Below are 23,448 nucleotides of genomic sequence, written 5' to 3'. Positions count from 1 at the left end.
CATGAGCGATTACGCAGACCAGACGGTCGCCGTGCTGGCGGTCCAAGGTGCTTTTGTCGAGCACGAGGCAAGGCTGTCCGAGCTGGGCGCACGTTGTATTGAGCTGAGGCAGGCGGCTGATTTGAAGCAGGACTTTGACCGTCTGGTCCTCCCCGGCGGCGAGTCGACTGTTCAAGGCAAACTCCTTGCTGAGCTTGGGATGCTCGAGGACCTTCGCGCTCGCATTGCGGACGGCATGCCCGTCCTGGGCACCTGCGCCGGCTTGATTCTCTTGGCACGCGATCTTGCCACCCACGACGATAAGGGCACGCCGCGTTTGGCAACCATGGATGTGCTCGTTGAGCGTAATGCTTACGGCAGGCAGCTCGGCAGCTTTCGAACCAAGGGGCAGGTAGCCGGCATCGACGCTGAAGTGCCGCTGACGTTTATCCGCGCGCCCCGCATCGTCGAGGTCCACGGCGACGCCAGGGCCTTAGCGAAAGTCGATGGGCGCATCGTCGCCGCCCGCCAGGGCAACCAGCTCGGCGTCACCTTCCATCCCGAACTCGACGACGACACCCACCTCCACGAACTGTTCCTACAAATGTAGGCGGAGTAGAAACGAGCGTGGATTTTCAGACACACAACAAATGAGAGTGGATAATCTCCCACTTTGAGTTTGAATACAGGCTCAAACCGGGAGATTATCCACTCTCATGCTATGTAGTCGTTGGGGACGTTCTTAAACAACTAGTCAAACAAGAACGTCCAGCAACCACAAGGAGTGTCCCCAAGTGCCAGCAGAAAAGGAACGTCCCCAAGTGCCGGAAATAAGCTACCCAACAGATCATTTTGGCAACAGCAATTACGCTGATGTTTCGGAAACGCCAGCGAGCGCCGCCCAGGGCGAACAAGTTGGCATGAAAAAGGCAAGGCATAGACCTTCTGGTCATGCCTTGCCTTTTGAATGACAAATTGTCGCCCTGGGTGGCGCGCAGCGTCAAGTTGTTACGGCGTTTGGTAAAACGCCGTAACTAATTAGAAACGGTTGCCGCGGAAGCCGCCGCCGTTGCGGCCGCCACGATCGCCACCGCGGCCGCCACGGTCGTTACCACGGTTGCCGCCGAAGCCGCCACGGTTGCCACCGCGGTCGCCATAGCCACCACGGTTGCCGCCAAAGCCGCCGCGGCCGCCACGGTCGCCGCCGCGGTCACCAAAGCCGCCACGGCCGCCGCGATCGCCACCGCGACCGCCACGGTCGCCACCACGGCCACCGCGATCGCCAAAGCCGCCACGGCCGCCACGGTCACCGCCACGGCCACCACGATCGTCACGGCCGCCGCGAGGACCGCGGTCCTCATCCAGGCCCATGGCGACGAGCGGAGCGATAACCTTATCGAGAGCGGCCATCAGCTCGGTGGCCTCCTCGTAAGAAAGCTCGGGCAGGAGCTTCTCCTTCTTATTGGCAAGCTCGACCAGGCCCTCAGCGGCATCCTCGGCAGCGAAGACAACGATCTTGCGCATATCGCCCTCGGCGTCGTCGATGCGGCCGACCAGATCGGCAGCCTCGGCCTCGGCCATCAGGCCATCGAGCTCGCGAAGGCGCATGCCCAGCAGATCGGACATTTCCTTCTGCTCCATCTTGGGCTTGAGGTCAAGAAGCTTGATGGCGCGCTCGATGTTCGCCATGCGCTCGGCCTTGGCCTCCTCCTCCTTGGAAATAGCAAAGCGACGGCTACGCAGCAGGCGGGCGGCCTTCTGCATCTTGTCCATCAGCTCTTCGTCATCGTAATCAGCGGCGGCCTCGACAACCTCGGCCTCCTCCTCGGCGGAAACCTCGGCAGCTTCGGTCTCCACGGTCTCGACTGCCTCAACCTCGGCAGCCATGGTCTCGTTCTCGATCTCGTTCATGATCTCTTCGTTCTCAGACATGAGACTCCTTCTTGGCCCTCTCGGGCATCATCGCCCCATTCGCGGGGCCCGTCGCGCACTCTTTGCGCTTTAAACATTCATGCCTCTCGGCAAAACGTCCATTAGTTTATGGTGTCGCCATCCAATCTAGCTGCAGAATCTATGTGCACACATTAATGCGACATGTCGCGGTATCATGGCCTGAACCAAACGCATCCACCTTAAGGAGCCCGCCATGATTAAGCCCATCATGAAATCCGAGTTCTTTTTGCGCCTGCCTTCCGAAGACGCGGGGCCCGACGACGCCGCGACCGGGCAGGATCTTCTGGACACGCTGCACGAACACGAGCACGAGTGCGTGGGCCTTGCCGCCAACATGATCGGCGTACGCAAGCGCATCATCTGCGTAAAGGACGACAACAGGGCGCTGCTGATGTACAACCCTCAAATTCTTGAGAAGGTCAACGCCTACCAGACGAGTGAAGGATGTCTTTCGCTCGTCGGCGAGCGTCCCTGCACTCGTTATCGCCGCATTAAGGTGGAATATCTGGACGAGAGCTTTGTCCACCGCATCAAAAACTTCTCAGGCTACACCGCCGAGATCATCCAACACGAAATCGACCACTGCCAAGGAATCGTTATATAGTTCCGCCAATTCAAGAAGGCTCCCTGCAGCCAAGCAACTGCAGGGAGCTTTTCATAGTGCGGAACTTCTATCCCACTAGCTCTGGCGGTAGTGATCGAAGAAGTCGGCGAGGTCCTCGAGCGACTCCTTTAGTACTTCCATGCGCGGCAGGTACACGATGCGGAAGTGGTCGGGCTCGGCCCAGTTAAAGCCGCCGCCGCGCGTGATCAGGATCTTCTTCTCGTGCAGCAGGTCAAGGGCAAACTGCTCGTCATCGGTGATGTTGAACTTCTTAACATCCATCTTGGGGAAGATGTAGAACGCCGCACGCGGCTTGACCACCGAGATGCCATCAATCTTGTTGAGCGCCTCATACACAAAGTTGCGCTGCTCGTAGACACGGCCGCCGGGACGGATGTAGTCGTTGACGGACTGATGTCCACCGAGTGCCGTCTGAACGATCGATTGAGCCGGCACGTTGGAGCACAGGCGCATGTTGGAGAGCATGTTGATGCCCATGATGAAGTCGCTCATGCAGCGCTGGTTGCCCGAAAGCACCATCCAACCGATGCGATAGCCCGCAATCATGTGCGACTTGGACAGGCCGCTAAACGTAACGCAGGGCAGGTCGGGGGCAAGCGATGCAATGGAGACGTGCTCGTAGCCGTCCATGCACAGACGGTCGTAGATCTCATCAGCAAAGATCATCAGCTGATGCCTGCGTGCAATCTCGACGATGCCCTCGAGCACCTCGCGCGGATAGACGGAACCCGTGGGGTTGTTGGGGTTGATGATCACGAGGGCTTTGGTCGCGCTCGTGATCTTGGACTCCATATCCTCCAGATCGGGATACCAATCCGCCTGCTCGTCGCACAGATAGTGCACGGGATGTCCGCCGGCAAGAGTTGCGCACGCCGTCCACAGCGGGTAATCGGGGCTGGGAATCAGGATCTCGTCGCCGTTATCGAGCAGTGCGTTCATCGAAAGCTGAATGAGCTCGGACACGCCGTTGCCCGTGTAGATGTGCTCCATCTGAACATTGGGCAGGCCCTTGATCTGCGAGTACTGCATGATCGCCTTGCGCGCGGAGAACAGGCCGCGCGAGTTGGAATAGCCTTCGCAGTCGGGCAGCTGCTGGCGCATGTCCTTAATGACCTCGTCGGGCGTGCGAAAACCAAAGGGCGCGGGGTTGCCGATATTGAGCTTGAGAATGCGCTCGCCCTCGTCCTCCATGCGGGCGGCCTCGTCAACGACGGGACCGCGCACGTCATAGAGGACGTTGTCGAGCTTGCTGGATTTAGAAAAAGTACGCATGGTGGCGCTCCTTGCAATTTGAGCCGAGGGGTTGGGTTCGGGTTTAGAAACGTTGCGGGGCGATGATGTCTCGCCTTGATCGGCGTCACTGGCGAGCAGCCAGGTAACATCGACCTCCAAAATACGGGCGAGCAGCTCTGCCACATCGCGCCGCGGAATCGTCTTGCCGCTCACATATTGGCTCATCTGACTCTTGCCGAGTTTTTTGCCGAGCATCTCTGATGCGCGGATCACGTCCGACTGGCGAACGTCGCGATCGGACATAGCCTGTCGCAGGCGATCGCTAAACGTCTCTTGGGCCACTAGAACCTCCTTGCTGGCAAAGTTCAATTTGTAGAACACGAATTGAACCTGAGTTCAATTTAGGCAGCAGTATAACGCCGTGCTATTTCGAAAAGTTCAATTTCAAAAATAAAGTGAGCCAAACCTCGAGATTTATCCCAAGGCGATAACGACGTGCGCTCGTTTAGAGGTATTCGAGGAAACGAGCGGCGGCAAGCGAAACATCGGCCGTGCGATATATCGCATTGATCAGCCGATGAGGATGTCCCTCGAGCGGACGCACGGCAACATCGAACTGGCAGCGGCGCAAGATGAGCGCCGGAAGAATGCTCACACCCAGACCGTCCTCGACCATGGCCATAATCGCATAGTCATCCCAGGTTGACAGCTTCGAGCGCACCGCCAGGCCCGCACGACGGAACAGTGGCGTAATCTCATCGTCACTGCCACGTTCCAGCAGAATAAACTGCTCGTTGGCCAAATCAGCAAGAGAAACGGCCTTTGCAGTGGCAAGTGAAGAGTTTGCCGGCACCACCGCCATCAGCTCATCTTGCACCAACGCCCGCGATGTCATGCCGTTTCCTCGGGGCTCACGCGGAATAAAGCCCAGGTCGCAGCGCCCTTCCGCCACCCATTGCTCAATCTCCGAGTAATCGCCCATCAGCAACTCATAATCGACGTCCGGGTGATCGGCACGAAAGCGCGCAATCACCGGCGGCAGCACATGGGTCGCCACACTCGAAAACGTACCGATGCAGATTTTGCCGCGCATGAGCCCACGCATCTCATCCACCCGTCGCTGCAAACGAACAAATTCCCCGCATAACGCCTCGACCGCCGGCATAACTTGCCGCCCATCGGCAGAAAGCACTACGCCCTCGCGGCTTCTATCGAGCACTTTAAAGCCCCAGTCTGCCTCAAGATCGGCCACCATACGGCTCACGCCCGACTGCGAATAGCTCAGCCGCTCGGCGGCGCGCGTAAAACTGCCGGCGCGCACGGTCTCGAGCAGCACCTGCATCTTTTGAATATTCGTTTCCACGGCACCCCTCCACCTTTACATGAGTTTTTGTCATGTTATCCATGCATTATATTCGCTTTTCTTCTATAGCCACCTCACCCATAGTGAACATGTTCGGATATAAAGGGGACAGAAGCACATGAACAACGGACTGTTTACGTACTTAGCAGCATTGCTATTGTTTGGCTCCAACGGCATCATCGCCGCTGCCATCGCGCTGCCGAGCTCCGATATCGTGCTGCTGCGCACCTTTCTGGGAGCCCTCTCGCTTGTCACCATCCTCGTTATCACCCAACGCCATAAGCTGCAGGCGCCATCTCGTCCCCGCGAAGCCGCAGCACTCCTTCTCTCGGGAGCCGCGCTGGGCGCCAGCTGGATTTTTCTGTTCCGCGCCTACCAGACGATCGGCGTCGGCGTATCCTCGCTGCTGTACTACTGCGGCCCCATCATCGTCATGGCCCTCTCGCCGTTTATCTTTGGCGAAAAACTGACCGGCAGCAAAATCGCCGGCTTTATCGCCGTCGCCTGCGGCGCTTTTCTCATTGCAGCGCAAGGTCTCGGCGGCAACATGCCCATTGCGGGCATCGTCTGCGGCATCGCCTCGGCATTTTGCTATGCGCTGATGGTCATCGCTAGCAAGGGTGCGCCACACATCGAGGGTCTCGAGAACCCCGCGCTCCAGTTGAGCGCCGCCTTTGTGACCGCGCTGGTCCTTACGCTCGTCACCCAAGGCGCTCCCTCGTTTTTCTCCCCCGGCATCGCCGCAGGCATCGATTGGCGCGCCGTCGCTATGCTCGGCGTCGTCAACACCGGCATCGGTTGCCTGCTCTACTTTAGCGCCGTCGCCAAGCTGCCCGTGCAGACCGTCGCGGTTGTCGGCTACCTCGAGCCGCTCTCGGCCGTCGTGTTCTCCGCCGTCCTTTTGGGTGAAGTTATAACGCCAGTCCGCCTGATGGGCGCCGCACTTATCATCGGCGGCGCGATTTTTTGCGAACTCGCTGGCAAGCGCGCAAGCGCCAAGGCCGGTATCGCCCAGACAGTACGCGCTTAAAAGCCCCTGTTTTGAAATGCTACCTACGTACATAAATAATCCCCAGCTGGGGATTATTGTCTAAAAATACCCGATGTGCCAAACTGCTCTTATATGTATAAAGACGGCATAAAAGTTATCTGCTCAGGACAGATAACCGGATGTCTAAGGGAGTCCACGTGGCACACAACAAGTTGGAGGCAAACCTCCAAGACCAGCGCGGGCAAGGCGGGCACGGAGCCATCCCCCTCTCCGCTGGCATGCTGCTCGTAACGCTCGGCGTCGTCTATGGCGACATCGGCACGAGCCCCATGTACACCATGAAATCAATCGTCGCCAACAACGGCGGCATCGGTACCGTCAGCGAGGACATGATCCTGGGCGCGCTTTCGCTCGTCATCTGGACCATGACGCTCGTGACCACGGTCAAGTACGTGGTAATCGCCATGAAGGCCGACAACCACAACGAGGGCGGCATCTTCGCCCTGTTCAGCCTCGTACGCAAGGTGGCACCATGGCTGATTCTGCCCGCCATGATCGGCGGTGCGGCACTGCTTGCCGACGGCATCCTCACCCCCGCCGTCACGGTCACCACAGCCATCGAGGGTCTGCGCACCATCGAATGGGGCCATGCGCTGCTGGGCGACGGCCAGACCAACGTCATCATCATCACCATCATCATTATCTGCGGCCTATTTGCCATGCAGCGCGCCGGTACCTCGTCAATCGGCAAGCTCTTCGGCCCGCTCATGACGCTGTGGTTCCTGTTCCTGGCAGGCGCCGGTCTGTTCAACATGCTCGGCAACCTGTCCATCTTGCGCGCGCTCAACCCCATCCGCGGCATTATGTTCCTGTTCTCGCCCATCAACCATTCGGGCATTATGGTGCTCGGCTTTGTCTTCCTGTCGACAACCGGTGCCGAGGCACTCTACTCGGACATGGGCCACGTGGGCAAGGCAAACATCTATGCATCCTGGCCATTTGTTAAGGCGGCCCTTATCCTCAACTATCTGGGTCAGGGAGCTTGGCTACTCGCCAATAACTCCAACCCCCAGATGCTCGCGATGGATATCGTCAACCCGTTCTATATGATGCTCCCCGAGCCCCTACGCCCCTTTGCCATCGTGCTTTCGGCCGTGGCGGCCATCATCGCCTCACAGGCGCTCATCACCGGCTCGTTCTCGCTGGTATCCGAGGCAACGCGCCTCAACCTTATGCCGCATCTGCGCATCCACTACCCCAGCGACACCAAGGGCCAGCTCTATATTCCGCTCGTCAACAAACTCATGTGGGTCGGCTGCATCTTTATCGTGCTGCTGTTCCAGAACTCCGAGCGCATGGAAAGCGCCTATGGCCTCGCCATCACCGTGACCATGCTCATGACCACGACGCTTTTGACGAGCTATATCGCCGGCATTCTCAAGCACAAGCTGGGTGCCTGCGTCTTCGCCCTGCTCTTCGGTGCCATTGAGCTGTGCTTCTTCGCCTCGTGCCTTACCATGTTCTTTGACGGCGGCTATGTGATGATCTTCCTGGCCTCGCTACTGTTTGGCCTTATGTATGTGTGGCGCCGCGGCACCGCCATCGAGCGCACGCAGACGATCCTGCTGCCGGTCTCCAAGTACATCGATCAGCTCAACCGCCTGCGCAACGACGAGACCTATCCCGTGCTCGCCGACAACCTGGTGTTCCTCACCAACAGCCCCGATCCGCTCACACTCGACCGCGACGTGCTCTATTCCATCCTGGACAAACATCCCAAGCGCGCCAAGGCATACTGGTTCATTAACGTGCATGTCACCGATGAGCCCTATACGCACGAGTATTCCGTCGAGACCTTTGGCACGGACTTTTTGTTCCGCGTGCGCCTGAACCTGGGCTTTAAGGTCAACCAGCGCGTTAATGCCTACCTGCGCCAGATCGTTGGCGACCTGATGGCATCGGGCGAGCTGCCGCCGCAGCACCACACCTACTCCATCTATGAGACGCGCGGCAACGTGGGCGACTTCCGTTTTTGCATGCTGCGCAAGATGCTCGCCCCCGAAACGGACATCAACCGCAACGACCACCGCGTGATGGCCATCAAGTACGCCGTCCGCCGCGCCTGCGGAAGCCCAGCACGCTGGTACGGTCTTGAGAACTCGGCCATCATCATCGAGTACGTGCCGCTGTTTGCCCGCATGCGCCCGGCCGTTAAGCTCGTGCGCACCCAGGTGCCACTCGAGGTTCAGATCGAAGAGGCCGAGGAAATGGAAGTCGACATCTTCTCGGACGACTTGGTCAACGGCAACGAGGCCGGTAGGGACATGAACGTCGATCCCACAGAGCTGCTCGAGAGCGTCGCCGATACGCCCGAACAGCAACAGCTCGACGGTCTTGAGAACGAACAACTCAACGACGCCAACTTCTAGCGACGTCACAAATCAACGACAGCGGCCCTGCACCTCACGAGAGACGCAGGGCCGCCTTGCATTGCAGTAAAGCTAACGGCTACGAACGACGCGGCTCGGGAACCACGAGCCTATCGGGGCTCGCGCCCTCGGCATCCATCAGGCTCACGTAGCGAATCGACGGATCCTCATACATCGCGTAGTAATAATTGCCCGTGCGCGCGCTAAAGCATCCGGTGTAGATAGTCTTCTCGAACTTGCCATCGCCCATCCTGGACGCCCCCTCAATCATCACCACGCCCTCGAGTGAGCGGAACATGCGGACGACGTTTTCGGCCTCGCTCTCCTTTTGCGGGTAATTGGCATTGAGGTACGCCGCCTTTACAAAACGGCTCGGCGAATAGCAGTCACCCGGAATACCGCGCATGCCGGCACCCGCGCCATAGGGCTTGAGCTCGGCGGTGCGCCATGTCGCCGTCTGCGGAAAATCGCTTGTGGCTGTGATATAGGTGCGCAGGTTTTCCATGTGCCACGGGAAGGTCGGCTGGTTGGCAAGGGTGTCGACCGGATCGTCGTATACATGCAGGCCGTCAGCCATCATCTCGACCACGATGCTGCGCTGGCTGTCGCCGATAATCCAATGGAGCAGCGACACGCCCAGCCCCTCTCCGGCAGATTTGGCGACAATCACCGTGTCGCGCAGCGCGGCCTCGACCTCATCGACCGTCGAGAACGTCGCTGCCACCCACAGAGGAAACTCATAGGCCGCGATATTGGTCTTTCCATCAACCGGGCCCTCGGCATACTCGGCATAGCCGGGAAAGTTGAGCCCCGCCACAGCCAGACCCGCATCGTTACCACAGTCAAAAAACATGGGATAGTTCTTGTAATCGATGCACATGCCGATTACCGCGTGTGCCGCCGACGCATCGTCGATAAACGAATACGGAATGTGAAACCCGCGCGGCATCACACGAACCTGTTGGCCGTAGTCAAAGCTCCAGTCGAGGTTGCGGCCTAGATACATGTGGCCAGAATTATCGGTAAATCGAATGCTCGTGCACATAGCGCCTCCTAGCTCAATGTTCTTACTAGGCTCATTGTCACCAAACAAAGGAGCGCTAAACAAAAAGTCCGGACATGACAACAATGTCATACCCGGACTTTACAAGCAAGATAGACCCAACCAAGTCAACCCCGCAGGTCGTCTAAGGGGTCAAAGTGCCGCAGATTGCCACGAAAGAGGAGCGAAGCGTACTTAAGGTACGCGAGCGACGATTGAGCGGCAAGGTGCGGTGCTTTGGTCCCCTTAGACCAACTTGCCAAGACAGTGATCAATCATGTGTTGGATCATCTGTGCCTCAAAACCTGCGTAGTCGCGGCGGCACTCCTTCATCTTGCCGTCGACGATCTGGTCAAAGGCAACCTTGCACTTGATGTAGCGCGTGGACTTGGTGATCTCGTCGTGCGTCAGGCAGCTCTCCTCCATCTTGCTGGCGCCCAGGCCAAACACCAGACGGGGGTTGTAGAGCACGTGGGGCTCGCCGGCATCGTCCAGATAGACGCAGACCTTCTTGGTGACGCCAATCTGGTTGGCGGCAAGGCAGCCGGCATCCTCGAGCGACTTAATGGTATCGATCAGGTCCTGTGCGACCGACTCGTCCTCGACAGTCGCAACCTCGCAGCGCTGGGACAGGATGACCTCGTCGCGGCAGAGCTCTTTAATCATACGTTCCTCCAAAGAGTTCGTTGTAACCGCTTAAGTATACGGTACCTACACATTTTCATACGAAAAATACCGCACGTCTGCCCCCAAAGCGCGAACATCAACATGCGAGGAACACTAACTATAAAAAGGCGATATAGTAAGGAAGTTCGTGTCAATCGGCCTAAACTCGGGGCCGAACAAGGAAAGGGTATGCATGGACGAACTTTTTCACGTCAGTGAGCGCAAGTCCACAATCGGGACCGAACTTCGCGCTGGACTGACAACATTCCTGGCGATGGCCTACATCATCGCCGTCAACCCCGCGGTGCTCTCGGGCGCCGGCATCGATGCGGGAGCGCTCGCCTGCGCCACTTGTCTGGGCGCCGGCATCATGACCATCTGCATGGGCATCTTCGCCAACCGCCCGCTCGCCTGCGCGTCGGGTCTGGGCATCAACGCCATGATTGCGGGCATCACCACCACCATGTGCGGCGGTGACTGGCACGTGGCCATGAGCGTTATCTTCCTCGAGGGTGTCGTCATCTTGCTGCTCGTCCTTTGCGGCCTGCGCGAGGCCATTATGGACGCCATCCCCGTGGTCCTGCGCCACGCCATCTCGGTTGGTCTGGGCATGTTCATCGCCATGATCGGCCTGTGCGATGCCGGCATCATCACCGCTGGCGCCGGTACGCTTGTCGGCCTGGGCGACATCACCTCCCCCACCTTTATCGTCGGCATCATCTCCATCGTCGTGACGGTTGCCCTGGCTTCCCGCAACGTGCCGGGCTCGCTGCTCATCGGCATCATCGTCGCCGTTATCGCCGGTATCCCGCTGGGCGTCACCCATGCGCCCGAGGGCCTTATCGCCCCGCTCGACTTCTCGACCTTTGGCGCCCCGTTTGCCAGCACCACCGACGGCAACATGGCCATCGTGAAGGTTCTGACCGACCCGATGCTGCTCGTCGTTGCCTTCTCGCTGCTCATGAGTGACTTCTTCGACACCATGGGCACCGCGATGGCCGTCGCCAAGCAGGGCGAGTTCCTAACCGAGGACGGCAATGTCGAGGACATCCGCCCCATCCTGGTCGTTGACTCCGTGGCCGCCGCTGCCGGTGGCTTTATGGGCGTCTCCTCCATCACCACCTTCGTCGAGTCCACCTCCGGCGCTGCCGACGGTGGCCGCACGGGCCTCACCTCCGTCACCACCGGCGTGTTGTTCATCCTCGCCGCGTTCTTCTCCCCCGTCGTCTCCATCGTTTCCAGTGCCGCCACCTGCGGCGCCCTGGTCTACGTCGGCTACCTCATGATGAGCGAGGTCTCCGAGATCGACTGGTCCGACGTGTCGCAGGGCTTCCCGGCGTTCATGATTGTCGCCGGCGTGCCCTTCACCTACTCCATCTCTGCCGGTATTGGCCTGGGCTTTATCGCCTACGTGGTCGTCGCGCTCTTTAAGGGCGAGGCCTCCAAGATCAAGCCGCTCATGTGGATCGCAGCCCTTGCCTTCCTCGTCTACTTCTTCGTGGCGTAACGGCATAGTCTGCTAACGCAAAACAACAAGGCGCGGAGTCGCATCGAACGGCTCCGCGCCTTTCTTTTAGCGTCTGTCCCCGTGCCGGCGTGCGACAATTGAGGCTGTCAATATCACAACACCGAGAGAAGCCTGCCTTGGAAGCGCATCATAAGCAGATAACCGTTTATTCAGAGTGTGTGGAAGGCGCGCCCGTCATCTACCTCCCCGTTGCCATGGGCGACGGTAGTGAAGCCTACGAGCGCTGCCGAGAGCTCGACTGCCCGCCGTTCACCCTTGTCGCCATTGGAGGGCTCGATTGGAATCGCGAGCTGAGTCCCTGGGCATGCGACGGAGCTATACGAGATGCCGAGCCCTTTGGCGGACAGGCTGCTGGCTTTCTTGACGAGTTGTTGAAGCAGATAATCCCCCAGGCCGAATCATCGCTCCCGCAACCGCCCGCCTGGCGCGGCGTTGCCGGCTACTCGTTGGCGGGTCTTTTTGCACTGTGGGCACTTTGGCAAACAGATGTCTTTGAGCGCGCGGCGAGTGCATCGGGGTCGCTGTGGTTCCCCGGCTTTATCGACTACGCGCGCGAGCGCACGATGACAGCTACGCCCGACGCCACCTATCTGTCGCTCGGTAAAAAGGAAACCAAGACGCCCAACCGCATGATGCGGCACGTACTCGACGATACGCGCGCGATGGAAGAGCTGTTTATCGAGCGCGACATTCCAACAACGCTGGAGCTCAACCCCGGCAATCACTTTGCCCAAACTGACCTGCGCATGGCGCGCGGCATCCACTGGATACTGACGCATTAAAAATGGTGCCCACGCGCATATACGCATGGGCACCATATCTTGTTTTAGCTGAACGCAGCTGCTACTTAGCAGCCTCCTCAAGCTCAGAAGTATCGAACTCAAAATCATTGCCGGGCAGAATCGCATTGAGCACGATACCCACCAGCGAGCCCACGGCAAGACCGGAAAGCGAAATCGTCACGCCGCCCAGCTCCAGCACGATGGCGCCAGCGGTGCTGTACGCAATACCGAGCGAAAGCACAAGCACCAGAGCGGCCACCAGCACGTTGCGGTTGTTCTGGAAATCGACCTGGTTCTCGATGAGGTTACGGACGCCCACAGCGCTGATCATGCCGTAGAGCACGAGCGACACGCCGCCGATAACGCATGCCGGCATGGCTGCGATGACCGCAGCGAACTTGGGGCAGAACGAAAGCACGATGGCACAACACGCGGCAATGCGGATCACGCGCGGGTCGAACACGCGCGTCAGGGCGAGCACGCCGGTGTTCTCGCCATAGGTGGTGTTGGCCGGAGCGCCAAAGAGCGAAGCCAGAATCGTGGCAAAGCCGTCACCGAGCAGCGTGCGATGCAGACCAGGATCGGCGATGTAGTTACGCTCGCAAGTGGAGCCGATAGCCGAGATGTCACCGATATGCTCGATCATGGTCGCAAAGGCCAACGGCATAATGGTGATGATGGCCGTCGTGGCAAGGCCGCTATCGAACTGCGGGCCAAAGAGCGCAAACACGGTGTTGTCCCACACGATGGGCAGACCGACCCACGGAGCGGCGGCAACGCCCGAAAAATCGACCTCACCCAACGCAGCCGCGACGGCATAGCTCACCACGACGCCCAGCAGGATCGGCACGATCTTGACCATGCCGCGGCCCCAAATATTGCATACGACAATGACGGCCACAGCGACAACGGCAACAAGCCAATTGGTCTGGCAGTTGGCGATAGCAGAGCTTGCCAAGATCAGGCCGATGGAAATGACGATGGGGCCGGTCACCACCGGCGGAAAGAAGCGCATAACGCGCTTGGCGCCAAAGGCGCGGAACAGCGCTGCCAGCACCGGATAGAGCAGACCGGCGCAGGCAACGCCCAGGCAGGCGTAGGGCAAAAGCTCGGCCTCGCCGTTGGGCGCAATTGCGGCATAACCGGCAATAAAGGCAAACGATGAGCCCAAAAATGCCGGCACCTTACCGCGCGATAGGAAGTGGAACAGCAGCGTGCCCAAGCCGGCAAACAAAAGCGTTGCCGACACCGAGAGACCGGTGAGCACGGGCACCAGCACCGTGGCGCCAAACATGGCAAACAGGTGCTGCAGACCGAGCAGGAACATGCGCGGGCGGCCGAGCGACGATGCGTCGTAGATGGCATCGCTAACGGCGGGCGTCGAGAACTGGGACATTGATGTCCTTTCGAATGGAAGGGCGATCGGGCATATCGGATAACCTGCCCGAACGATACGATCCGAACCATTGTACGCGATACGCAGCGCCTCGCACGCGCCGCCGCCTGCGAACGGCATCGTTATTTCCAGACACGCTCCACAATACGCTTGACCAGCGCAATCTTTGCCCACTGCTCGTCCTCGGTCAGCTTGTTGCCAATCTCGCAGCTGGCAAAGCCACACTGCGGAGACAGATACAGGTTCTCGAGCGGCACGTACTTTGTCGCCTCGCGGATGCGCTCGACGATGGCGTCTTCGTTCTCGAGCTCTGCCGCCTTGGTGGTCACCAGGCCCAACACGACCTTCTTGCCGGGGGCAACGTACTTGAGCGGCTCAAAGCCACCGGCACGCGGCGTATCGAACTCAAGATAGAACGCATCGACGTTCTCGTGTACGAACAGGTACGGCGCGATGGGGTCGTAGCCGCCCTCAAAAGCATAGGTGGAGTGATAGTTGCCGCGGCACACGTGCGTGTTAATGACAAGGTCATCGGGCTTGCCCTCGATGGCGGCGTTGTTGAGCGCCACGCCCAGCTCGCTCACCTTTTGCAGGTCAACCGGGCTCATACCGGTCTTGGACACAAAGTCGGCATCGCAATAGATGCCCCAGGTGCAGTCATCAAATTGAATGTTGCGGCAGCCTGCGGCATACAGGTCGGCAATAACGGTGCGGTATGCTGCGGCGATGGCATCGGCGAGATCTTCGTCGGTCTTGTAGACGGCGCGCAGGCTCTCCTGCTGGCCATCGCAGCGGTCGAGCGTGACTTCGGAGAACGTCTGAATCGGCGCCGGAATGGTCTGTCGCGCGACCTGACCCTCCCCCTCGAGCGCCTTGACAAATTTGAAGTGCTCGACGAACGGATGATTCTCGCCGCTAATGGGACCGGTTACCACGGCGGTGTCGGCGGTAGTCTCCTCATCGTGGAACATATAGCCTGTACGCGAGGTGCGACGCTCGACGCCGTTCAGCCCCCACATAAAATCGAGGTGCCAGTAGCTGCGGCGAAACTCGCCATCGGTGATGACCTGCAGGCCGGCGGCCTTTTGCCTTGCCACCAAATCGCGGATGGCATCGTCCTCGACGGCCTTAAGCCCCTCGGCATCAAGCGTGCCTGCCGTATAGGCAGCACGAGCGTCCTTTACGGCCTGCGGACGAAGAAAGCTGCCGACGATATCGGCGCGAAACGGTGCGTTCGGTTGAATCGAAGTGCTCATAGATATCTCCCTTTTGCATTGGTTGCTTTACCGGGACAGAGTATGAGCGTTCATATGGCCATCGTAAAATATACGTTTATAACAGTTTGATATAGATGCTTCCTATGTCACTCTGGACTGCCATAAAGGGACTTGAACCGTGGGGAACACAGCAGCCTAGATATGCTGACGAATCGCGTCGATATAGGCCCGACCGTAGCGCGTGAGCGTCGTGTTCTTGCGCGTGATAATGCCAATCTCCATGTACTCGTCCACGTCGAGCGGAATCGAGATAATGCCGGGGCCGTTGAGCTCGTGGCTAATCACGCCCGAACACACCGTGTAGCCGTTGAGACCCATGACCAGGTTGAACAACGTCGCGCGGTCGCGCACGCGGATATTCTTGCGACGCTCAAACGTCGAGGTCAGCTCCTCGGAATAGTAAAACGAGTTGTAGCTGCCCTGCTCGTAGGATAGGAACGGGTAGTCTTCCAGATCCTCGAGCGTCACGCTGGAGCGGTCCGCCAGCGGATGGTCGGCACAGACGAAGATATGAGGCGCGGCACAGAAGAGCCCTTCGAACACGAGCTCGTTGGCCGCCAGCATGCGCTCGATGACCTCGCGGTTGTGCTCGGACAGATATAGGATGCCCAGTTCGCTTTTCATATGCGCGACGTCCTCGATAATCTCGTGAGTCTGCTCCTCGCGCAGGGTAAAGTCGTAGCGCGCGGCATCGAACTCACGGATCACATCGACAAACGCGTTGACGGCAAAGGAGTAATGCTGGCAGCTCACGCTAAAATGCGGCACCTGCTCGGATGCTCCTTTGTACTTACCCTCGAGCAGATCAGCCTGATCGAGCACCTGGCGCGCATAGCCCAAGAAGGTCTCGCCCTCCTCGGACACAATGACGCCCTTGTTGGTGCGCTCAAAGATATGCACGCCCATCTCGTTTTCGAGATCGCGAATCGACGCGGTAATCGAAGGCTGCGACACATAGAGGCGACGCGAGGCCTCGGTGATGCTGCCACATTCGGCAACCTTTACAACGTACCTGAGCTGCTGAAGCTTCATGGCTTTCTCCCTAGACGTTCGCGATGCCGAAGTCTGCCGCGTTCATCTGACGCATAAATGACGGCATCTCACCCGTCGCGGCGCAGGCGGCAATCTGATGCAGCGCTGCGGCAACCGCATCATCTGCCGCAGCGCCGATATGCCAGCGTGCGGCAGCCGTGACGGCCTCGTTGGCATTGGCGACCGCAACGGAGTTGGGAACGGCATCGATCATGGGCAGGTCGTTATCGGAATCGCCAAATACGGCCACCTCGTCGGGCGTTAGGCCCAAAGCGCGCGCCAGCTCCAGCGCAGCGCAGCCCTTGTCCCAACCAGCCGGAAGGATGTCGAACAGGCGCACACGGTTGTTGGGAAACACAAGCGAGAGCTCCGGCACCTCGGCGGCAACGTGCTCGCGTAGCTCCGCGAGTTCCTCACGCGAACGGGCGCTCCAGATATTCGCCTTGAACACCGGCGCATCATCGACGACAGGGCGGCACGGGGCCTCTTCGCCCTTGAGCCACGCATTGCCGCCCGATTCCATAGCGCGGCGCACACGCTCGGCATCACGTGTCACGCAATAGGCATCGTTATCCCAAAAGCCATCACCCAAGCTGTATACCTTCAGATAGGTATCGTCGGTTTCTTCTTCCAGATAGGCGGCCAAGCGCATAAGCGCATCGTTATCGGTCGCACGCGAGGCGACCACTTCGCCATCGACAAACATGACCTGGCCGTTGCAGAATGCACCGGTCGAAAAACACTCGGAATGATTTTTAAACATCCAGCCCATCGCAGACGGTTGGCGACCCGAAACCGGACCAAAGTGCAGACCCGCCGCCTGCATGGCATGAATGCCCTCGATGGCATAGTCGCTGGCGCCGTCATGCCCGGCCGGAATCAGCGTATCGTCCATATCGGTCAGCACGAGTTTGATCATAAGGTCCCCCAGTCGTTTTCATCCTAACCATTGTACCGATGCGCTAGTATAGGGAACAACAGATTCGATGCGGGAGTGCCGGCGGTGCAAACCACAAGGCTGAGAGGGCATGGGGCCCAATCCTTTGAACCTGTCAGTTAATGCTGGCGTAGGGAGCATGCCGCCTTTTTAGGGGCGCTGTCTATGCACAGCGCCCCTTTTCTATGCCAAGGAGGCATGTGCAGTGATCGATTCGGAACAGCTTAAGCAAAACGTGGTCAAGGCCGTGGAGGAGATTCGTGCCACCAATCCCATGGCCGGCTCCATCACCAACACGGTAACGATTGACTTTGTCGCCAACGCGCAGCTCGCCGTGGGCGGTTCGGCCGCCATGGTCTATCTGCCCGACGAGGGCGAGGCACTCGTTGCCGGCGGCGGCGCCATCTATCTGAACATGGGCACGCTCTTCCCCATCTACGAGCAGACGATTCCCCGCGCGGCCAAGGCGGCACATGACGCCGGCAAGCCCTGGGTGCTCGATCCGGTGGGCCTGGGCATCGGCAGCCTGCGCACCCAACTGGTAAACGAACTCAAGCAGTACAAGCCCGCCATCGTGCGCGGCAATGCCTCCGAGATTATCGCGCTCGCCGGTCTGTGGGGCCTTGAGGGCGAAGCGGCCGATCTGAGCCGCGTGCGTGGCGTCGATACCACCGACACGGTAGACGCCGCCCGTGATGCCGCCGTGGCGCTCGCCCGCTACACCGGCGGCGCCGTAGTGGTCTCGGGCGAAGTCGACCTGATTACCGACGGCACGACCGTTGCCAAGTCCCACGGCGGCAGCCCACTCATGTCCAAGATCACCGGCTGCGGCTGTTCGCAGGGCGGCGTGCTGGCCGTGTACGCCTGCGCCACCGACCCGTTTACGGCGGCCATCTGCGGCACCGCCGTCTACAACGTTGCCGGCACGCGTGCCGCCGCCGTCGCCGATGCCCCGGCAAGCTTTAAGGTCGCCTTTATCGACGAGCTCTACCTCGCAACCGCCCAGGACATTGCCGATAACCAACTCGAGCTCGAGGAGGCATAAGCCATGTCCAAGCCCGCAACCAATGCCGGCATGAACACACTCGTCGCTGTGGCCATCGCCCCGTGCGGCACCGGCGACGAGCTATCTGCCGAAGTCGCCGAGGTCGTACACGTCATTCGCGAGAGCGGCCTTCCCAACCGCACCACCTCGATGTTCACCGAGATCGAGGGCGACTGGGACGAGGTCATGCAGGTCGTGCGCGACGCGACCTTCGTGTTGGCGAGCAAGGGCATCCGCACCGAAGTCGTGCTCAAAGCCGATATTCGACCCGGATTTACCGACACCATGACCGGCAAACTCGAGCGCATGGAAGCGCAGATCAAAAAGCAGGAGGAAGCACGATGAGCATCCGCGACAACCTTGATATCTCGGCCTACCTGGTACTCGGCCCCGAAAACACCCTCGGACGCCCCGTGAGCGATGTGGTGACCCAGGCGCTCGATGCCGGCTTTACCTGCATCCAGGTGCGCTCCAAGGTGGCAAGTGCCCGCGAGATCATCGCACTGACGGGCGATGCCGCACAGGCCATCGCTCAGGCCGGCAAAACCGGACAGGTCGCTCTGCTGATCGATGACCGTCTTGACTGCGTACTCGCCGCACGCGAGCAGGGCATCGCTGTCGACGGCGTGCATGTTGGCCAGAGCGACATCCCCGTCGAGGTCTGCCGCAAACTTTTGGGCCCAGATGCCATCGTGGGCCTTTCGGCCCGCTGCGAGGAGATGCTCGAGTACGTCAAGACCGCCGACATGAGCCTGGTCGATTACCTGGGCGTAGGCCCGCTCCACGAGACCGAGACCAAGCGCGACTGCGGACGTGCTGCCGACGGCTCCATCATCACCAAGAGCTTTGAGGACCTGGCTGCCCTCCATGCGGCAAGCCCCGTGCCCATCGTGGTGGGCGGCGGCGTCAAAACGGCCGATCTTCCGCAGCTCAAGACCACCGGCGTCGACGGCTTCTTTGTGGTGAGCGCCGTCTGCAGTGCCGACGACCCCTACGCCGCAGCCAAGGAGCTCGTCGATACCTGGCAGCAGGCATAGGCCCATGCCAAGCAGCTGCTCCGCAGCCCCATATCTTCAATAGCGGAAAGCGCATCCCAGTTTGGACGTCCATTTTGGGATGCGCTTTCCGCCGTGGCCCCTACCCCGCCAGATACGCTTCCAGCGCCGGCAGCGTCGCCTCCGCATCGCGACGGCCGATCTGATAGATGCGCTCGAGCTCATCGGGCTCGCGGCACAGCGACGGCACCTTCACCGATTCGCTCGGCCGCACCACAAAGATCTCGCCAGCGGCTTCGCGGCGCGCCAGGTCATCGAGCGTGGCATTGTAGACCTCGTGCCGATGCTCAAGAGCCGCGACAAACTCCGGATAGTGACGATACACGCGACGCAGCATGGGCATCACGCTATTGGGTTGCTTTACAAAGCCCGCCGGCTGCGTCAGCACCACCACGTTGCGGTCATAACCCTGCTCAAACAGCCAAGTGCTGGGAATGGAATCGGCAACACCGCCATCCAAGTACTTACGACCCTCGATGGCAACAGGACGCGTCGCTACGGGAATCGCCGACGACGCCCGGATCCACTCAATATCGCGCTCGTCGCCATAGGGCAGGTCATGGTAGACGGCCTGCCCCGTCTTAAGATCGGTACATACGCACGTAAACCGCATGGGGCAGGCGCGATATGCCTCCAGATCGATGGGATCGCGCTCGATGGGTACCTCATGATAGGCAAACTCGGCATTGAACATATCGCCGGTTCGCAACCAGCTCGTCACGCTCGCATAGCGCTTGTCGGCGCAATAGGCCTTGTTGTAGCGAATGGCGCGGCCGATCTGGCGCGATTTAAAGTTGTAGCCAAACGCCGCGCCCGCCGAGACTCCCACCATATGGTCGCAGGTCAAGCCGTGCTCCATCCATACGTCGAGCACGCCCGCCGTATACATACCACGGTAGCCGCCTCCCTCGAGCGCAAGCCCCACCGTGCGCGTCGTATCTGGCTGTGCCATGCAACCATCTCCGTTCTCATGCTTTTGAACTAAACAAGTATATCTGTCAACGTATGCCGTCAAAAACGTGTTTATAAGCATTTATCGAACGTTTCCCGATGTATCCCCATGCCGCACCGCAATGCCCCTAGATGGCCTTGGGCATGAACGCCCTTAAGAACGTTGCGAAATAAACATCGCCTGCACCGTGCCAACGCCGTCGCACACAACGTGAGATAATTCTCAGCAGAATTCACCGATAGCAGATGGAGTTTGTGATGAAGGTTCTTTTGGTCAATGGCAGCCCCAAGGCAAACGGCAACACGGCCCGCGCACTCGCCGAGGTCGCCGAGCAGCTCAACGCCGAGGGCATCGAGGCCGAGATGTTTCAGCTGGGCGCCAAGCCTATTCGCGATTGCATCGGTTGCGGCCAGTGCGGCAAGCTCGATTGCCGTTGCACCTTTGACGACGATGTGGTCAACGAGCTGATTGCCGCTGCCGAGCAGGCAGACGGCTTTGTCTTTGGCTCGCCCGTCTACTACGCACATCCCAGCGGACGCATCCTCTCGGCACTCGACCGCGCATTCTATGCAGGCAGCAAGGCCTTTGCGCACAAGCCGGGCGCCGCTGTCGCCGTTGCCCGCCGCGGCGGCACGTCGACCACCTTCGACGTGCTCAACAAGTACTTCACCATCAACCAGATGCCCGTGGTAGCATCCACCTACTGGAACAACGTCTTTGGTGCCATGCCGGGTGAGGCCACCCAAGACGCCGAGGGCCTCGCCACCATGCGAAACATCGGCAATAACATGGCCTGGCTACTGCGTTGCATCGAGGCGGGAAAGGCCGCCGGCATCGAAGCCCCCCAGGCCGATCGCGCTAGGACCAACTTCATCAGGTAGAACGGCGGAACCAAACAATGAACGTGCAGATCTTCGGTACCAAAAAGTCCTTCGATACCAAGAAGGCCCAGCGCTATTTTAAGGAGCGCCGCATTAAGGTGCAGTTTATCGACCTTAAGGAAAAGGAGATGAGCAAGGGCGAGCTCACGAGCGTGATGCAGGCGGTCGGCGGCATCGACAAGCTGCTCAACCCCAAAGCCAAGGACGAGGAGACGCTCGCGCTCATCCAGCATCTCACCCCCAGTCAGCGCTTTGATAAGCTGCTCGAGAACCAGCAGGTTCTGGCCGAACCCATCGTGCGCAACGGCAAAAAGGCCACCGTCGGCTATTGTCCCGACGTATGGGGAGCCTGGGAGTAGCCTGTGTTATTTGCCCGTGCGTGGGTATAAGAGCAGGCGTTTGGCATAAGATTCAGCTGTAAGCCATGTCTAACAAAGGAGGGCACATGCCCAACAAACCCGTGAAGATCATCATGCTTACCGGATACCTCGGTGCCGGCAAGACCACGCTGCTCAACCACATCCTCGCCAACGACGGTGGCATCCGCGCTGCCGTGATCGTCAACGATATCGGCGAGATCAACGTCGACGCCAGCCTCATCGCCGACGGCGGCCTTTCCGAGACCGACGACCTTATCCCGCTCACCAACGGCTGCATCTGCTGCACGCTTTCGGACGACCTGGCCAACCAGCTGCAGGGCATCGCCGATTCGGGCAAGTTCGACTACATCATCATCGAGGCTTCGGGGATTTGCGAGCCTATCCCCATCGCCTACACCATCTCGAGCTTCTGCGACGAGGCCAAGGTGAGCGGCGAGCCCAAGCTTGCGCTCGACAACATCGTGGCTGTGGTCGACTGCGCCCGCATGTACGACGAGTTCAACGGCGGTCGCGACCTGCTAGCCGAGGATATCGACGAGGACGACATCGAGAGTCTGCTCATCCAGCAGATCGAATTCTGCTCCACGCTGGTCCTCAACAAGACCGACACCGTGACGCCTGAGCAGATCGCCGAGCTCAAGGCCATCGTGCGCAGCCTGCAGAAGGACGCCGTGATTGTCGAGGCCCAAAACGGCGAGGTCCCCATGGAGGAGCTGCTCGACACCGACCGCTTCGACTTTATGCGCGCCTACAACTCCGCCGCCTGGATCGAGGCCATGGAGCATCCCGAGGAGCACGACGACCCCGAGGTGCTCGAGTACGACATCGAGACCTTTGTGTACTCGCGCCGCAAGCCATTTGACCTGCAGAAGTTCACCGATTTTGTCGAGCAGGAGTGGCCCGACGAGGTCATTCGCGTCAAGGGCCCGCTGTGGCAGACCGGCGATCCGGACATGTGCTACATGTTTGAGCAGGCCGGCCACCAGATGCGCCTGATGGAGAACGGTCTGTTTGTCGATTCTGCACCCGAGGATGAGAAGCAGAAGATTATCGACGAGAACCCCGAGATCATGCAGATTTGGGACGACGAGACGGGCGATCGCATGACGAGCCTGTGCATCATCGGCCGTCACATGGACAAGGACGCGCTCATCGCCGCCCTCGATGCCTGCCTGACCGACTGGCACCGCGCCTAGAGTTATCGAGCGGGCATTTACCGCCCACGTTACCGCCAAACCACCACGAAGGTGCCTGTCCCCTTCGTGGTGGTTTTTCATTCTGAGCCAAGGAGATTCATGTTCAATATCGTGCTGTACGCGCCCGAGATTCCGGCCAATACGGGCAATATCGGCCGCACCTGCGTGGTCACCGGTACCCGCCTGCACCTGGTGGAGCCGCTGGGCTTTTCGCTCGACGACAAGACGGTACGTCGCGCCGGCCTGGGCTACTGGCAAAACTTGGACGTGACGATCTATGCCGGCTGGGAGGATTTCCTTACGCGCAACGACCTCTCCCCCGCCGACGAACGCCTGCACCTGCTGACCAAAAAGGCGCGCCGCACCTATGCGCAAAGCACCTACCGCGACGGTGACTATCTGGTCTTTGGCAGTGAGAGCTCGGGGATTCCCGAGCCACTGCTTGCCGCGGCGCCCGAGCGCTGTGAGCGCATCCCGATGCTGCGCGATTGCGACTCACTCGATAACGCCGAGGCTTGGGAAGCCCACGAGGAGGCGCTCGGACATACCGAGGACAGCCACGAAGCCATCCTTCGGCAGGATATCTGCGGCAACTTTATCGACCCGGCCGACTACCGCATTAGTGCACTCAACCTCTCCAACAGCGCCGCCATCGTCCTCTACGAGGCCCTGCGCCAAACAGGCTTTCCGGGAATGTGACAAAGGA

General features: G+C 59.7%; 24 protein-coding genes and 1 riboswitch. Of the genes, 14 read left to right on the top strand and 10 right to left on the bottom strand.

Annotated elements, in window-relative coordinates; all coding sequences use genetic code 11:
• Position 1: 1 nt before the first annotated feature.
• Positions 2 to 589 carry a pyridoxal 5'-phosphate synthase glutaminase subunit PdxT gene (gene pdxT / locus DW732_RS06355; protein ID WP_117743387.1) on the top strand — a complete coding sequence of 196 codons (588 nt, stop codon included), beginning with the start codon at positions 2 to 4 and terminating at the stop codon, positions 587 to 589.
• 184 nt (positions 590 to 773) lie between these two features.
• Positions 774 to 950 carry a hypothetical protein gene (locus DW732_RS09885; protein WP_158557570.1) on the top strand — a complete coding sequence of 59 codons (177 nt, stop codon included), beginning with the start codon at positions 774 to 776 and terminating at the stop codon, positions 948 to 950.
• A 67-nt stretch (positions 951 to 1,017) separates the two neighbouring features.
• Here DW732_RS09885 and DW732_RS06350 read toward each other — a convergent pair whose 3' ends face one another.
• On the bottom strand, positions 1,018 to 1,911 hold the full coding sequence (locus tag DW732_RS06350; RefSeq protein ID WP_118099081.1) for a hypothetical protein: 894 nt from the start codon (positions 1,909 to 1,911) through the stop codon (positions 1,018 to 1,020).
• Between the two features lie 214 nt (positions 1,912 to 2,125).
• Between DW732_RS06350 and DW732_RS06345 the strand changes: the two genes are divergently transcribed.
• On the top strand, positions 2,126 to 2,536 hold the full coding sequence (locus DW732_RS06345) for a peptide deformylase (RefSeq protein WP_117734541.1): 411 nt from the start codon (positions 2,126 to 2,128) through the stop codon (positions 2,534 to 2,536).
• Between the two features lie 75 nt (positions 2,537 to 2,611).
• Here DW732_RS06345 and DW732_RS06340 read toward each other — a convergent pair whose 3' ends face one another.
• Both DW732_RS06340 and DW732_RS06335 read right to left on the bottom strand, forming a co-directional pair.
• Positions 2,612 to 4,093: an aminotransferase class I/II-fold pyridoxal phosphate-dependent enzyme gene (locus tag DW732_RS06340; protein ID WP_117734733.1), complete on the bottom strand. Its 1,482-nt coding sequence runs from the start codon at positions 4,091 to 4,093 to the stop codon at positions 2,612 to 2,614.
• A gap of 202 nt (positions 4,094 to 4,295) precedes the next feature.
• A complete protein-coding gene (locus tag DW732_RS06335; RefSeq protein WP_118099080.1) occupies positions 4,296 to 5,153 on the bottom strand; it encodes a LysR family transcriptional regulator in 858 nt (285 codons plus the stop codon).
• 118 nt (positions 5,154 to 5,271) lie between these two features.
• On the opposite strand from DW732_RS06335, the gene DW732_RS06330 reads away from it, so the two are divergent.
• Both DW732_RS06330 and DW732_RS06325 read left to right on the top strand, forming a co-directional pair.
• A complete protein-coding gene (locus DW732_RS06330; RefSeq protein WP_118099079.1) occupies positions 5,272 to 6,183 on the top strand; it encodes a DMT family transporter in 912 nt (303 codons plus the stop codon).
• 140 nt (positions 6,184 to 6,323) lie between these two features.
• A complete protein-coding gene (locus DW732_RS06325; protein WP_118099078.1) occupies positions 6,324 to 8,573 on the top strand; it encodes a KUP/HAK/KT family potassium transporter in 2,250 nt (749 codons plus the stop codon).
• Positions 8,574 to 8,652: 79 nt separating this feature from the next.
• Here the strand turns inward: DW732_RS06325 and bsh are convergent, their stop codons facing one another.
• A complete protein-coding gene (bsh, locus tag DW732_RS06320) occupies positions 8,653 to 9,618 on the bottom strand; it encodes a choloylglycine hydrolase (RefSeq protein ID WP_117734545.1) in 966 nt (321 codons plus the stop codon).
• Positions 9,619 to 9,861: 243 nt separating this feature from the next.
• Positions 9,862 to 10,281: a peptide deformylase gene (locus DW732_RS06315; RefSeq protein ID WP_117734546.1), complete on the bottom strand. Its 420-nt coding sequence runs from the start codon at positions 10,279 to 10,281 to the stop codon at positions 9,862 to 9,864.
• 193 nt (positions 10,282 to 10,474) lie between these two features.
• Here DW732_RS06315 and DW732_RS06310 point away from each other — a divergent pair, with 193 nt between their 5' ends.
• Positions 10,475 to 11,788, top strand: a complete 1,314-nt coding sequence (locus DW732_RS06310; protein WP_117763691.1) for an NCS2 family permease — start codon at positions 10,475 to 10,477, stop codon at positions 11,786 to 11,788.
• 179 nt (positions 11,789 to 11,967) lie between these two features.
• Positions 11,968 to 12,591, top strand: coding sequence for an alpha/beta hydrolase (locus DW732_RS06305; RefSeq protein WP_118099077.1), 624 nt, complete (start codon positions 11,968 to 11,970; stop codon positions 12,589 to 12,591).
• 61 nt (positions 12,592 to 12,652) lie between these two features.
• Here the strand turns inward: DW732_RS06305 and DW732_RS06300 are convergent, their stop codons facing one another.
• The 4 genes from DW732_RS06300 to DW732_RS06285 form a co-directional block, all read right to left on the bottom strand.
• Positions 12,653 to 13,987: a uracil-xanthine permease family protein gene (locus DW732_RS06300; protein WP_117743294.1), complete on the bottom strand. Its 1,335-nt coding sequence runs from the start codon at positions 13,985 to 13,987 to the stop codon at positions 12,653 to 12,655.
• 122 nt (positions 13,988 to 14,109) lie between these two features.
• Positions 14,110 to 15,243 carry a 5-methyltetrahydropteroyltriglutamate--homocysteine S-methyltransferase gene (locus DW732_RS06295; protein ID WP_118099076.1) on the bottom strand — a complete coding sequence of 378 codons (1,134 nt, stop codon included), beginning with the start codon at positions 15,241 to 15,243 and terminating at the stop codon, positions 14,110 to 14,112.
• A 156-nt stretch (positions 15,244 to 15,399) separates the two neighbouring features.
• A complete protein-coding gene (locus DW732_RS06290; RefSeq protein ID WP_118099075.1) occupies positions 15,400 to 16,296 on the bottom strand; it encodes a LysR family transcriptional regulator in 897 nt (298 codons plus the stop codon).
• A gap of 10 nt (positions 16,297 to 16,306) precedes the next feature.
• Entirely contained in the window at positions 16,307 to 17,215 is a 909-nt protein-coding gene (locus DW732_RS06285; protein ID WP_117798948.1) for an HAD-IIB family hydrolase, read from the bottom strand.
• A 61-nt stretch (positions 17,216 to 17,276) separates the two neighbouring features.
• A riboswitch (TPP riboswitch) is annotated at positions 17,277 to 17,387 on the top strand.
• 51 nt (positions 17,388 to 17,438) lie between these two features.
• Here DW732_RS06285 and thiM point away from each other — a divergent pair.
• The 3 genes from thiM to DW732_RS06270 are packed head-to-tail and all read left to right on the top strand — an operon-like array spanning position 17,439 to position 19,315.
• A complete protein-coding gene (thiM, locus tag DW732_RS06280; protein WP_117763686.1) occupies positions 17,439 to 18,278 on the top strand; it encodes a hydroxyethylthiazole kinase in 840 nt (279 codons plus the stop codon).
• 3 nt (positions 18,279 to 18,281) lie between these two features.
• Positions 18,282 to 18,623 carry a thiamine-binding protein gene (locus tag DW732_RS06275; protein WP_233505090.1) on the top strand — a complete coding sequence of 114 codons (342 nt, stop codon included), beginning with the start codon at positions 18,282 to 18,284 and terminating at the stop codon, positions 18,621 to 18,623.
• Positions 18,620 to 19,315 (top strand): thiamine phosphate synthase, encoded by a 696-nt coding sequence (locus tag DW732_RS06270; RefSeq protein WP_117743298.1) that lies wholly within the window; start codon positions 18,620 to 18,622, stop codon positions 19,313 to 19,315. The genes DW732_RS06275 and DW732_RS06270 overlap by 4 nt, the downstream gene beginning before the upstream one ends.
• A gap of 100 nt (positions 19,316 to 19,415) precedes the next feature.
• Here DW732_RS06270 and DW732_RS06265 read toward each other — a convergent pair whose 3' ends face one another.
• Positions 19,416 to 20,285 (bottom strand): patatin family protein, encoded by an 870-nt coding sequence (locus DW732_RS06265; RefSeq protein WP_117743299.1) that lies wholly within the window; start codon positions 20,283 to 20,285, stop codon positions 19,416 to 19,418.
• A gap of 257 nt (positions 20,286 to 20,542) precedes the next feature.
• Here DW732_RS06265 and DW732_RS06260 point away from each other — a divergent pair, with 257 nt between their 5' ends.
• The 4 genes from DW732_RS06260 to DW732_RS06245 all read left to right on the top strand — a co-directional run bounded on the left by DW732_RS06260 (position 20,543) and on the right by DW732_RS06245 (position 23,441).
• Positions 20,543 to 21,166: a flavodoxin family protein gene (locus DW732_RS06260; RefSeq protein WP_117763685.1), complete on the top strand. Its 624-nt coding sequence runs from the start codon at positions 20,543 to 20,545 to the stop codon at positions 21,164 to 21,166.
• Positions 21,167 to 21,183: 17 nt separating this feature from the next.
• Positions 21,184 to 21,525, top strand: a complete 342-nt coding sequence (locus DW732_RS06255; RefSeq protein WP_055252194.1) for an arsenate reductase family protein — start codon at positions 21,184 to 21,186, stop codon at positions 21,523 to 21,525.
• An 86-nt stretch (positions 21,526 to 21,611) separates the two neighbouring features.
• Complete coding sequence (locus DW732_RS06250; protein WP_117763684.1) at positions 21,612 to 22,742, top strand: GTP-binding protein; 1,131 nt, start codon at positions 21,612 to 21,614, stop codon at positions 22,740 to 22,742.
• Positions 22,743 to 22,841: 99 nt separating this feature from the next.
• Positions 22,842 to 23,441, top strand: a complete 600-nt coding sequence (locus DW732_RS06245) for a tRNA (cytidine(34)-2'-O)-methyltransferase (protein ID WP_117794365.1) — start codon at positions 22,842 to 22,844, stop codon at positions 23,439 to 23,441.
• Positions 23,442 to 23,448: the final 7 nt, after the last annotated feature.

Source organism: Collinsella sp. AM28-11LB (assembly GCF_003469895.1).
Taxonomy (GTDB): domain Bacteria; phylum Actinomycetota; class Coriobacteriia; order Coriobacteriales; family Coriobacteriaceae; genus Collinsella.
The sequence above is the reverse complement of the archived record's forward strand: the minus strand, read 5'-3'. Positions and strand labels throughout refer to the sequence as shown.

Excerpts from the sequence above, each read along its gene's own strand:
- DW732_RS06340 (WP_117734733.1), bottom strand. The coding sequence starts at position 4,093 with ATGTCCGATCGCGACGTTCGCCAGTCGGACGTGATCCGCGCATCAGAG.
- DW732_RS06350 (WP_118099081.1), bottom strand. The coding sequence starts at position 1,911 with ATGTCTGAGAACGAAGAGATCATGAACGAGATCGAGAACGAGACCATG.
- DW732_RS06295 (WP_118099076.1), bottom strand. The coding sequence starts at position 15,243 with ATGAGCACTTCGATTCAACCGAACGCACCGTTTCGCGCCGATATCGTC.
- DW732_RS06265 (WP_117743299.1), bottom strand. The coding sequence starts at position 20,285 with ATGGCACAGCCAGATACGACGCGCACGGTGGGGCTTGCGCTCGAGGGA.
- DW732_RS06330 (WP_118099079.1), top strand. The coding sequence starts at position 5,272 with ATGAACAACGGACTGTTTACGTACTTAGCAGCATTGCTATTGTTTGGC.
- DW732_RS06345 (WP_117734541.1), top strand. The coding sequence starts at position 2,126 with ATGATTAAGCCCATCATGAAATCCGAGTTCTTTTTGCGCCTGCCTTCC.
- DW732_RS06275 (WP_233505090.1), top strand. The coding sequence starts at position 18,282 with ATGTCCAAGCCCGCAACCAATGCCGGCATGAACACACTCGTCGCTGTG.
- DW732_RS06250 (WP_117763684.1), top strand. The coding sequence starts at position 21,612 with ATGCCCAACAAACCCGTGAAGATCATCATGCTTACCGGATACCTCGGT.
- DW732_RS06255 (WP_055252194.1), top strand. The coding sequence starts at position 21,184 with ATGAACGTGCAGATCTTCGGTACCAAAAAGTCCTTCGATACCAAGAAG.
- DW732_RS06270 (WP_117743298.1), top strand. The coding sequence starts at position 18,620 with ATGAGCATCCGCGACAACCTTGATATCTCGGCCTACCTGGTACTCGGC.
- DW732_RS06300 (WP_117743294.1), bottom strand. The coding sequence starts at position 13,987 with ATGTCCCAGTTCTCGACGCCCGCCGTTAGCGATGCCATCTACGACGCA.
- DW732_RS06290 (WP_118099075.1), bottom strand. The coding sequence starts at position 16,296 with ATGAAGCTTCAGCAGCTCAGGTACGTTGTAAAGGTTGCCGAATGTGGC.
- bsh (WP_117734545.1), bottom strand. The coding sequence starts at position 9,618 with ATGTGCACGAGCATTCGATTTACCGATAATTCTGGCCACATGTATCTA.
- DW732_RS06310 (WP_117763691.1), top strand. The coding sequence starts at position 10,475 with ATGGACGAACTTTTTCACGTCAGTGAGCGCAAGTCCACAATCGGGACC.
- DW732_RS06285 (WP_117798948.1), bottom strand. The coding sequence starts at position 17,215 with ATGATCAAACTCGTGCTGACCGATATGGACGATACGCTGATTCCGGCC.
- DW732_RS06260 (WP_117763685.1), top strand. The coding sequence starts at position 20,543 with ATGAAGGTTCTTTTGGTCAATGGCAGCCCCAAGGCAAACGGCAACACG.
- DW732_RS06245 (WP_117794365.1), top strand. The coding sequence starts at position 22,842 with ATGTTCAATATCGTGCTGTACGCGCCCGAGATTCCGGCCAATACGGGC.
- DW732_RS06315 (WP_117734546.1), bottom strand. The coding sequence starts at position 10,281 with ATGATTAAAGAGCTCTGCCGCGACGAGGTCATCCTGTCCCAGCGCTGC.
- pdxT (WP_117743387.1), top strand. The coding sequence starts at position 2 with ATGAGCGATTACGCAGACCAGACGGTCGCCGTGCTGGCGGTCCAAGGT.
- DW732_RS06325 (WP_118099078.1), top strand. The coding sequence starts at position 6,324 with ATGTCTAAGGGAGTCCACGTGGCACACAACAAGTTGGAGGCAAACCTC.